General features: G+C 37.9%; 3 protein-coding genes. 2 read left to right on the forward strand and 1 reads right to left on the reverse strand.

The window, feature by feature from the left end:
- Nucleotides 1-170: 170 nt before the first annotated feature.
- Complete coding sequence (locus VJ937_RS09275) at nt 171-674, reverse strand: hypothetical protein (RefSeq protein WP_324066619.1); 504 nt, start codon at nt 672-674, stop codon at nt 171-173.
- Nucleotides 675-980: 306 nt separating this feature from the next.
- On the opposite strand from VJ937_RS09275, the gene VJ937_RS09280 reads away from it, so the two are divergent.
- Both VJ937_RS09280 and VJ937_RS09285 read left to right on the forward strand, forming a co-directional pair.
- Nucleotides 981-1,904, forward strand: coding sequence for a DUF362 domain-containing protein (locus VJ937_RS09280; RefSeq protein ID WP_324066620.1), 924 nt, complete (start codon nt 981-983; stop codon nt 1,902-1,904).
- Between the two features lie 3 nt (nt 1,905-1,907).
- A partial coding sequence (locus VJ937_RS09285) for a 4Fe-4S binding protein (protein WP_324066621.1) occupies nt 1,908-2,815 on the forward strand: 908 nt, incomplete at its 3' end.

Raw genomic sequence — 2,815 nt, forward strand, 5'->3', positions numbered from 1 at the left:
TCCCGATGTCTTTTTGACACTGCTAGGGTCAGGTTTATTAATGAACCGAATCGTCAGTACAATTTACTTTTATCTGACTTATTAGTTGATGTTTTTTTAAGTTGTATTTATGATTTTGCAGTAATGATGGATTTATGTATCTGCACCATTAATTTGATTCCAGGTTATGTTTATTGTTTATTCTTCCTGAAAAAAAGTGCAACGTAAATGCTAAATACAAGTGTAGTTGTTATCTGAATCCACAGACTGGTTGAAACCAGCCCCATCTCTAATACTGCTGCCTGGATTAGGAGGAATTTTGCAAAATAATAAAGCATTTTACTTAGAACGATACTTGAAAGTATTGCTACAAAGTTTGATTTTACCCGGGTTGCAATGGCAAAGAATAAGATTACATTAATAACCAGTTCGCCACTAATGAGAATGGCTTTTGGAAGTATTGGGTGGCCAGAAACCAAAAATGTAAAGAATGGAAGTGTTGCAGCCAACACAAGAGCATTTATTTTGTGCGTGTGCACCAATGCCAGAATTAGCACAATACGCATTGGCTCCAACAAATAGAGCGGAAAACTCAACATATGTGAAATTGCCGGAATAAAATAAATGAATGCGATTGCTGCCAGGTCAAATAGGGCCTGACTTATTTTTCGGTTTAAAGCGATTGATGTGGCCATAACAGTTGATTTTATCCAATAAATTTACAAATATTTTATCAAACAGCAATATTTCCTGAATTACCGGAAAATGGCTTTATGTACCTGGTTTAGATTCTTTCTGCTATTTTAAAATCATTTTAAATTGCTGATTTTATGTGTGTTTATAGTGAATTTTCCTTATCTTCATAACGCGCTATCAGTTTTTCAGGTTGATGCTGATTGGCGCTAGTTCACCTTATACATAAAAAGTTTTGTGTATAAGCTAATCGCTAGACAAGCAAGCAGCTTTAATGCATTCGCATTTCAAAAATTAAATATTATACCATGGACAGAAGAGAATTTTTGAAAAAAAGTTTCAGGGCCGGGCTTTTTGCAGGAGCCGCACTAACTTTTGGGCGCTATGGCGAATTGTTTGCCAATACGGCTCAAAACAATAGTATACCTTACGACCTGGTAGCTGTGCGTAATGGTGAACCTGCTCAAATGTATGAGCGTGCCATAAATGCTATGGGTGGAATTACAAAATATGTAAAAAAAGGTCAGCGTGTTATCGTAAAACCTAATATCGGTTGGGATGTGATACCTGAGCTCGCGGCCAATACAAACCCGGAGTTGGTTAAGGCTATTATCAAAAGTTGTTATGAGGCAGGTGCCGGGTCGGTATATGTTTTTGATAACACTTGTGATGATTGGAATAAATGTTACGATAACAGTAAAATTGAGCGGGCAGCTAAGGAGGCCGGAGCAAAGGTTGTTTCCGGAGCCAGCGAAAGGTACTATCAGGATATCAATATTCCCCAGGGTAAAAGACTTACAAGCGCTAAAGTGCATGAGCAGATTATGGAAGCTGATGTGTTTATTAATGTGCCAATATTGAAAAATCACGGATCAGCCAAACTTACCATTGCCATGAAAAACCTGATGGGAATTGTTTGGGATCGTTCATATTGGCACCGTAACGATTTACATCAATGCATTGCTGATTTTTCTACCTGGCGCCAGCCCGATTTAAATATAATTGATGCTTACCGCGTGATGATGAAAAACGGACCTCGTGGCCGCTCAGAAGCCGATGTTGCCAAAATGAAATTTCTGGTAATGTCAGATGATATGGTGGCTGCAGATGCTGCCGCAAGTAAAATATTTGGTATGCAACCAGAAGCTGTACCTTATATTCAGCATGCACATAATATGCAGGTAGGAAATATGAACCTGAAACAACAGGAAATTGGACGAATAAAAATGTAATGCATGAGTTACAAATACCTTAAATTTTTTCGTGTATTTATCGCTATACTTTTTTTACTTCTTGCAAGTTTGGCATTTATCGATTTTACCGGTCTATTCCCCGAAGAACTTATTAAAGGTACCATGTGGATTCAGTTTGTGCCTTCATTGTTGACATTTTCGCGATTATTTACTTTTACAGCTTTGGGTTTTGTAATAGTTTTAATAATTACCCTTCTGGTGGGGCGATTTTATTGCGCTTCTATTTGCCCACTGGGCATTTTACAGGATGTGATATTGAGAATTGCCCGCAAATTCAGAAAGATAAAGTTTCGTTATCATAAGCCGGTACGTTATATCAGGCACGTGCTTTTTGGAATTACTGCCGTGACGCTAGTTTTTGGAAGTTTACTTGCGCTAAATTTCCTTGATCCCTATAGCCTGTTCGGACGAATTTTCTCCGATTTGTTCAGACCTGTTGTAATTGCATTCAATAATTTGATGGTAGGTATATTGCATGAGTTCGATGTTTATACGCTTTACTATGTCGATTTGCATCCATTGAGCATTGCCGTTTACATGGTGCCTGCCCTGTTTCTGATTTTGATAACCTATCTTACTGTTACTCACGGTCGCTTGTATTGTAATACAGTATGCCCGGTAGGTACTTTGCTTGGTTATTTGTCAAGGTTCTCAATTTTCAGCGTACGTATTAATACGAACAATTGCACAAATTGTAAACTTTGCGAAAGAGTTTGCAAGGCAGAATGTATCTCGCTTACCGATCACACAGTAGATCAATCGAGGTGTATCGCTTGTTTTAATTGTCTTACTGTATGTAATTTTAATGCCATAGACTTTACAAACAAAAAACATAAGTTAGAACCAGTAAGTATAGAGCATCCAGGTGATCCGGAACGTCGGCAAGTGCT

This window comes from Salinivirga sp. (genome assembly GCF_035268865.1).
In the GTDB taxonomy this organism is placed as follows: Bacteria; Bacteroidota; Bacteroidia; order Bacteroidales; family Salinivirgaceae; genus Salinivirga.